4 protein-coding genes are annotated in these 7,556 nt (G+C 73.3%); 2 read left to right on the top strand and 2 right to left on the bottom strand.

The features are described 5' to 3' along the window. Together ABD143_RS08535 and ABD143_RS08530 are read left to right on the top strand one after the other, a co-directional pair. Positions 1-633, top strand: a 633-nt coding sequence (locus ABD143_RS08535) for a hypothetical protein (RefSeq protein ID WP_343973859.1), incomplete at its 5' end; no start/stop codon positions are given. A 42-nt stretch (positions 634-675) separates the two neighbouring features. Next, positions 676-3,618: an FtsW/RodA/SpoVE family cell cycle protein gene (locus ABD143_RS08530; RefSeq protein ID WP_343973857.1), complete on the top strand. Its 2,943-nt coding sequence runs from the start codon at positions 676-678 to the stop codon at positions 3,616-3,618. Positions 3,619-3,842: 224 nt separating this feature from the next. On the opposite strand, the gene ABD143_RS08525 is transcribed toward ABD143_RS08530, so the two are convergent. Together ABD143_RS08525 and ABD143_RS08520 are read right to left on the bottom strand one after the other, a co-directional pair. Next, positions 3,843-4,838 (bottom strand): rod shape-determining protein, encoded by a 996-nt coding sequence (locus ABD143_RS08525; RefSeq protein ID WP_343973855.1) that lies wholly within the window; start codon positions 4,836-4,838, stop codon positions 3,843-3,845. Positions 4,839-4,981: 143 nt separating this feature from the next. Continuing rightward, positions 4,982-7,468, bottom strand: coding sequence for a sensor histidine kinase (locus ABD143_RS08520; protein ID WP_343973852.1), 2,487 nt, complete (start codon positions 7,466-7,468; stop codon positions 4,982-4,984). Between the last annotated feature and the right edge of the window lie 88 nt (positions 7,469-7,556).

Here is a 7,556-nt window from a genome sequence, read left to right as displayed (position 1 = left end):
GGGCGCCTGGCCGCACCGCGGCGCGCCCCGTCGACGCCGCGGCCGGTCACGCCGCGCCCGCACCGGCCGCCGCGGGCCGTGGCGCGCACGGTGGTGGCCCGCACCTGGAAATGGGTCCTGTCCATCGTCGTGCTGACCGCAGTGATCCTCATCGAGGTCGCGTTACTGCGCGACGAGATCGCCCGCGACATCCAGGTTGTGATGGACGCCGGCCGGTCCGGCCCCACGGCGTCGGACATCCCGGCACTGCCCCCGGTCGTTCCCCCTGCCCCTACCTCCGCAGGCCCGGTCACCGCCGTCAACCTGCGTGGGGTCGAGGCCTGCACGCCTGGTCAGAGCTGCGCGGTCCGGGTCCAGGTGCTGCTGCAGCCGCAGCCCGAGCCGCAGACCGTCACCTGGGACTTCACCGTCGTCGACCGGTGCACCGGCGAGACGACGACCGCACCCGGCGGGACGGTCACCGTCCCACTCGGAGGTGACCGGGCCGATGCCGTCGGCACGGTCGCAGTGCCGCCGGGAGACGCACTGGCCGTGCTGGTCCTGACCCGCGCGCCGGCCATCGCGGCGAGCTCCGCCCTGCCCGTCCCCGCCGACGGCGCGTGCGGGCCGCACCCGGCCGAACCGCCCGGCTGATCTTCCTGCGTGACCGTCCGTTCGTCCTGAGGAGGCGATGGCGTGCTGATCGTGGAGCGCGGCGACCACCCGGTCCCCGGCGAGCGGGGCGGCCGCGAGCCGTCGCGAGGCAAGGACGCCGGCGGCGTCACCTTCGACGTCCTGGCCATCCTCGCGGCGCTCGGGCTGGTCGGTGTCGGGCTGGCCAACCTCTACGCCGTCGACGGGGCGGACATGGCGGCCAGGCAGGGGTCCGTCGCCGTCGCCGGAGTCGTCCTCCTGATCGCGTTCTGGCGGTTCCGGATCAGGCTGCTGACCGCGTTGGGCTGGGTCACCTACGGCGGCGCGGTGATCTTTCTGGCTGCCGTGCATATCGGGGGCCTGACGGTCAACGGCGCGACGCGCTGGATCGGCATCGGCGGCTTCACCTTCCAGCCCTCGGAGCTCGCCAAGCTCGGACTGCTGCTCGTCCTCGCAGCGGCGCTCGGCTCCAACCGCCCCGCGTGGCAGCGCTTCCTGTTCGCGGTCGGGCTCGCCCTGGCTCCGATCACGCTGACGGTGCTCCAGCCCGACCTCAGCACCGCGATGCTGCTGCTCGTCCTCACGGTCGCGATGCTGATCATCGGCCGGATGCCGGCGCGGATCCTGCTGCCCCTGTTCGGCGCCGTCGCGGTAGCGGCGCCCCTGGTCGTCGGGATGCTGCGGCCCTACCAGGTGCAGCGGCTCGGAAGCTTTCTCGTCGGCTCGCACGAGTCACCGACGGGAGCCGGCTGGGCGATCCAGCAGGCCCACATCGCACTCGGCTCGGGTTCGCTCTTCGGTCGAGCGGGCGAACCGATGGCGGGTCTGCTGGCCGAGTACCTGCCCGAGAAGGAGACCGACCTCGCGCTTGCCAGCGTCGTCGAACAGTACGGGCTGGTCGCCGGCGGCCTCGTGGTCCTCGCGGGGATAGTGCTCGTGTGGCGGCTCGCCCTGGCGACCCGGGTGCCGCGGTCCCCGCACGGGGCGCTGGTCGCAGGCGGCCTCGCGATCCTGGTCGGGGTCGAGATCATCGTGTCGGTCGGGGGCAACCTCGGGCTGCTCCCGCTGGCGGGTGTGCCGTTCCCGTTGCTCAGCTTCGGCGGCACCGCCCTCCTGGTCCACCTCGCGGCGCTCGGGGTCGCCCTCGGCGTCCGGCGCGACGGGGCCCGCAGGCGGCTGTGGTTGGTGCCGCGCTGGCGCAGCCGGCGCCCCCGGCTGATGCGGTTCGTCGCACTCGGCGTGAGCGGGTTGCTCGTGTCGTTCGGTCTCTACGGCTGGAACCTGCAGGTCGCTCGCGGCGAGGAGCTGTTCGCGGCCGGGCAGCAGCAGATGACGCGGTGCATCCGGATCCCCGCCGAGCGCGGGGCGATCACCGATCGGCACGGCGCCCCACTCGCGGTGAGCGCGTCGACCGCGGACGGCGGCGTCGACCAGATCATCGCCGTGCCGGCCATGCTGCGGTCCCGGCCGGACGATGTGGCCCGCCTCGCCGCGCTCATCGGAGCGCCTGCCGAAACGATCCGCGCCACCCTCGACGTGGTGCCTGCGACCACCCTCGCCCTCCAGGTGGCCGATGTCCCCGGACCGACCGGGGACGCGGTGGCGGCGGCCGGGATCACGGGAGTGCTCGTCGTGCCGCAGCCGAGGCGCTCCTACCCGACCGGCTCCCTGCTCGGCCCCGTCCTCGGGTTCACCGGGATCGCGACCCCGACCGAGACGCAGCGGTGGCCGGGCCTGCCCTCCGGCGAGATCGTCGGCCGGGCGGGCCTCGAGCAGCAGTACGACTCGATCCTGCGCGGCGTGAACGGACAGCAGTGCATCTACGTCACGCCGGCCGGGGTGCCGGTGGCGATGGGTGAGCGGGTGGACCCGATTCCTGGTGCCGACCTGCGGCTGGCGCTCGACCTCGGGCTGCAGGAGCGGCTCACCAAGAACCTCGCCACCGCGGTGCGTGCGGCGCGGAACCCGCGCGCGATCGGGGCGGCCGTGGCGATGGACCCGCGCAACGGACAGGTCCTCGCGATTGTCAGCCTGCCCTCGTTCAACAACAACGTCTACGGCCCGCCGATCGACGCCGCCGGGTTGCAGGCCGTGACGAAGGCGCCGGGCGACCCCATGCTCGAGCACGTGACCCAGGCGGCGGTACCCCCGGGATCGACGTTCAAGCTCGTGATGGCCGCGGCGGGGCTGGTCAACCCCGTGTTCCCGCCGGAGCGCGCGATCCCGACCGGGGGCAGCTTCACCCTGGGGGGCCACTCGTTCGCCAACTGGATGCCGATGGGCCCCATGAACCTCGTGCAGTCCATCGCCTGGTCCAACAACGTCTACTTCTACAAGCTCGCCAATGCACTCGGACCAGGCCCGATCATCGACGTCGCGCGTGCCCTCGGGGTCGGCGCCCCGACAGGCATCGACCTGCCCGGGGAGTCACCGGGTTACCTCGGCACCCCGGAGTCGGTGGCCGCGCGCGGCGGCACCTGGTACGGCGGGTCGACGGTGATCCTGGGCATCGGGCAGGGCTACCTGCAGACCACCCCGCTGCAGAACGCCCGCTGGACCGCGGGCGTCGCCACGGGGCAGATGGTCACGCCACGGCTGGGCCTCGCGACAGGGACCGGCGGGAGCGCCTACACCGCCCTCCCCGTCCCGGCACCGACGCCCCTGCCGTTCGCGGAGGCTCTCGGCCCGGTCCGGGACGGCATGCGGGCAGTTGTGACCGGCGGAACCGGCGCCGCGCTCTCCGCCGTCCCGGCCGTCGGGGCGAAGACCGGCACGGCCGAGGACGGGAACCTGCCCACCGGCAGTTACGACAACTGGCTGACGGCGGTCGCGCCGATGCACGACCCGGGTGTGGTCATCACCGCGCTCGTCCAGGGCCCCGGCATGGGCGCCAACAACGTGCAAGGTGTGGTGTCCGACGGGCTTCGGTACTTCCTGGACCACCGGGCCGATGTGCTCGCCACCGACCCGGTGCAGACGCCGTAGGAGGGTCCTGAACAACTCCGCCCGTAGCGAGCGGCGTCCAGGTGGGTCATCCGCATCGGGTCACCTGACGCGCGAGTGCCGATACCGCTGTTGTATCGGCGCGATCGTCCAACGCCGCGGGTGCCCGCCTGGGCGTCGCGCATTAGGGCCGAGTTGTTCGCAGTAGGGCCGAGTTGTTCAGCGCGCTCCTCTAGGAGGAGGCGCGCGGCACCGGACGGCAGCGATCAGCTCCAGCCGTACGCATCGGTCACCGCCCGGCTGTGCACGCAGCGCGCCGCGCCCTCGGCCACGCAGGTCAGCGGGTTCTCGGCCACCTTCACGGGGAACCCGAAGGCCCGCTCGAGCCGCGCCCCGAACCCGCGGGTCAGCGACGCCCCGCCGAACACCGTCACCCCGTCGGCCAGGACGTCCCCGACAGCCTCCGGAGGCAGGTCGTCCAGGCACGCCGCGAGCGTCTCCACGATCGAGTCCGTGATGGGCTCGACGACCTCCACGATCTCCGCAACCGGCACCGTCGCGAGGCGCGCGTGGCCGGTACCGGCGTCCCGGCCGGGCACCACCACGCTGGGCTCGGTCTCGAAACCAACCCGGATCTTGACGTCCTCCGCGGTCTGCTCACCCACGACGAGCTGGTGGTGCTCCCGCATGTGCCGGTATACGGCGACGGTCATCTCGTCTCCCGCCACGCGGCAGGAGCGGGCCGTCAGCACGCCGCCGAAGCAGAAGGCGGTGACCTCGGCGGTGCCGCCCCCGACATCGACGACCATGTGCACCCGCCGCTCCATCGGGTCGATGCCGCAGCCCACCGCCCCGGCGATCGGCTCGTCGAGCGCGGTCGGCCCCCTGATCCCGGCCTCGTCCGCCGCCTCGAGCAGCGCCTGGCGTTCCAGCACGGTCGCCCCGGAGGGCACGCCGATGACCACACGCGCGTAGTTGCGCTGCCACGGGTGCCGGGTGGTCCTACGCAGGACTGCCCGCAGGTAGGACCGCGCCGTCTCCAGGTCGGTGATGACACCGTCCTGCAGCGGGCGCATCGCGGACATCCCCGCGGGGACCCGCCCGAGCAGCTCGGATGCCTCACGCCCGATCGCGAGGATCCGCGCATGTCGTCGGCGCCCGGAGCGGCGCAGCAGCACCGACGGCTCGTCGAACACGATCCCGCGAGACTCGTCGCAGACGACGGTGTTCGCAGTGCCAAGATCGATCCCGAACTCAGCCACTGGCTCTCCTCGCCCCGCGGTCGACACCGGCCCGTCAGAGTGTGGTGGCATGCGGGCGAGCGGTCCAGCCCAGAAAGGAGCGAAGATGCTTCCGAGGGCCTGCGACCAGGCACGAACCAGTCATGCGCCACCGGATCGGGCGGTCAGGACGGCTGCGGCGGGAGCGTCGCCATCACCAGCGTGCCGTCGCCGGGAGCGCTCCGGACGACCAGCAGACCGCCCAGCGCTTCCACCCGGTCCCGCAGCCCGATGAGGCCCGAACCGCGTACCGGTCGCGCGCCGCCCACGCCGTCGTCGTGCACGGCGAGATGCACGGCCCCGTCCTGGTCCCGCACCGCGACCGTCGCGTGTGAGGCGCGCGCGTGCTTGGCGGTGTTCGCGAGCGCCTCGCAGGCGACGTAGTAGGCGGCCACCTCGACCGCCTCGGGGAAGCGCGTGTCCGTTCGGACGTCCACCTCCACCGGTATGACCGAGCGGCGGGCGAGCGTGCGCAGGGCCGGCCCGAGCCCGCCCTCGGACAGGATCGCCGGGTGGATCCCGCGAGACATCTCCCGCAGCTCGTCCAGCACGGCGGTGACCTCCTCGGCCATCCGGCCGATCCCCGACCGCACCTCGCCGAGCTCCGGCGGCACGGCGCTCTCCGCCAGCCGCATCTCGAGCCCGAGGCTGACGAGCCGTTGCTGAACCCCGTCGTGCAGGTCCCGCTCGATGCGCCGGCGCGCCTCGTCGGCCGCGACGACGACCCGGGCCCGGGAAGCGGCCAGCTCCGCCTGGCTCTCCGCGTTGCCGGCCGCGATGGCGACGAGCTCCGCGAAGCCCGCCATGCGCTGCTCGGCGCCGCCGGGGAACCTCTCGTCGCGCGTCCCGACGCCGAGGGCGCCCCAGGTCCGGCCCCCCAGCACGATCGGGGTGGCGACCGACTCGACTGCCACGCCGTGCACGAGGTCGACGAACTCGCCGGACGCCGGGTTGTCGTGGTCCTCCCGACCGTCATCACGGCACGAGCGGCCGGTGAGCCGCACCTTGGCGAGGACCGCGGACGGTTCCAGCTCGACGCGGCTCCCCACGGACACGTCGAGCGGATTCCCGCCGATCCGTGCGACGACCGTGGCGAGGCCGTCCTGGTCGTCGTACCGGACGATGATCGTGGCGTCGGCCCTGAGCGCTCGCCCGACGTTGTCGACGACCGCGGCGAATACCTGGTCCGCGGGCGTACCGCAGGCGACGAGGGTGGCAACCCGGCCCCGCGTCGCCAGGTCCTGGACCAGTGTGGTGATCTCGGCGCGACTCTGCGTGTTCGCGACCGCGGTTGCGACGAGCTCCGTGAAGTCGGACAGCCGCTGCTCGACGTCGGAGAGGAGCGCTGCCGTGCGCGACGCGACGGCAAGCACGCCCCACAGCTTCCCCTCGACGGTGATGGGGCTGGCGGCCGAGGCCAGGATCGCTTCCCGCCGCACGACGTCGGCGAGGTCCGCGCCTGCCCGGCTGAAGTCGTGGGTCTGCGCGGACCTGCCGGTCCGCATGACCGCCGCGATCGACCCGCAGGGATCGACCTCCACGACCTGGCCCATCCGAAGGGCCTCGGCGTTCCAGCCGCCGCCCGCGAGGTGCGTCGCCGTCCCGTCCGGCTCGAACCGCTGCAGGACCGCCAGGTCGAAGTGGAGCAGCCGCGCGACCTCGTCCGTGACCGTGGTGAAGACCTCGGCCTGCGACGCCCCGAGCGCCACCTGTGTCGCCACCCTGCGCAGCGCGGCCTGCTCCTCAGCCAGCCGGTTGAGCTCGCCGCGGCTCTCCGCGTTCGCGATCGCGGTGGCGAGGAGATCCGTGAAGTCCGCGATCTGCGACTCGGTGTCGTCGGGAAACGGCCCCACGCTCGACGACGCCGCGATCACTCCCCAGAGCCGCCCGGTGAGCATGATCGGACAGCCGACCGACGCGCGGATGCCCAGTTCCCGGGCCTCCCGGGCGATCTCGCCGCCTGCGCGGGCGAAGCTGTTCACCCGGACCGCACCGCCGGTCCGCCGGACCTGCGCGGCGACGCTCAGACCGTCGAGGGTGAACCGGGTGCCGACGGCCAGCCGGACCGGCACCCGGCTCCAGCCGGCCACACCCAGCACGGTGCCGTCCGCCTCGTATCGCTCCAGGCGCGCGAGGTCTGCGCCGCAGAGCAGCGCCACCTCCCGGAGGACGGCCTCGAAGACCTCCGACCGGGGCGTCCCCTGCGCGACGAGCGTGGCGACCCGCCGCAACGCCGCCTGCTCCTCGACCAGCCGCGCGGCCTCCCGGGCCTGCCGCCGCGACCGCGCCGCCAGCTCGCCCACCACGACCGCCGTGATCAGGAAGACGCCGAGCGCGAACACGTCCCGCGGGTCGACGGCTCCTGCCGGGGAAGGCAGGAACATGACCGCGAAGACGGCGACGCTCGCCACCGACACCGCCGCCGCGGGACTCACACCCCACACAAAGGCGACCGGCAGGACCGCGAGCAGGTACAGAACCAGCAGGCTCAGCACCGGAACGTACGGCTCGAGCAGCACGAGCGCCGCACTGACGGCAGCGACCAAGGCCACGCTGACGAGCAGGCAGCTCAGCCAGCGGAGCAACGACGGTCGAATCCGGACGTCTGCCATCGTGACGGCTCCCCGGGGCCGACGCTACCGGCTGAACGCCTCCGTGACGACCTCTCGGGCCGATCCACGGCAGGTCAGTCGGAAAGTC

Source organism: Pseudonocardia aurantiaca (assembly GCF_039526725.1).
Lineage (GTDB): Bacteria > Actinomycetota > Actinomycetes > Mycobacteriales > Pseudonocardiaceae > Pseudonocardia > Pseudonocardia aurantiaca.
This window is presented reverse-complemented; position numbering and strand designations above follow the sequence as displayed.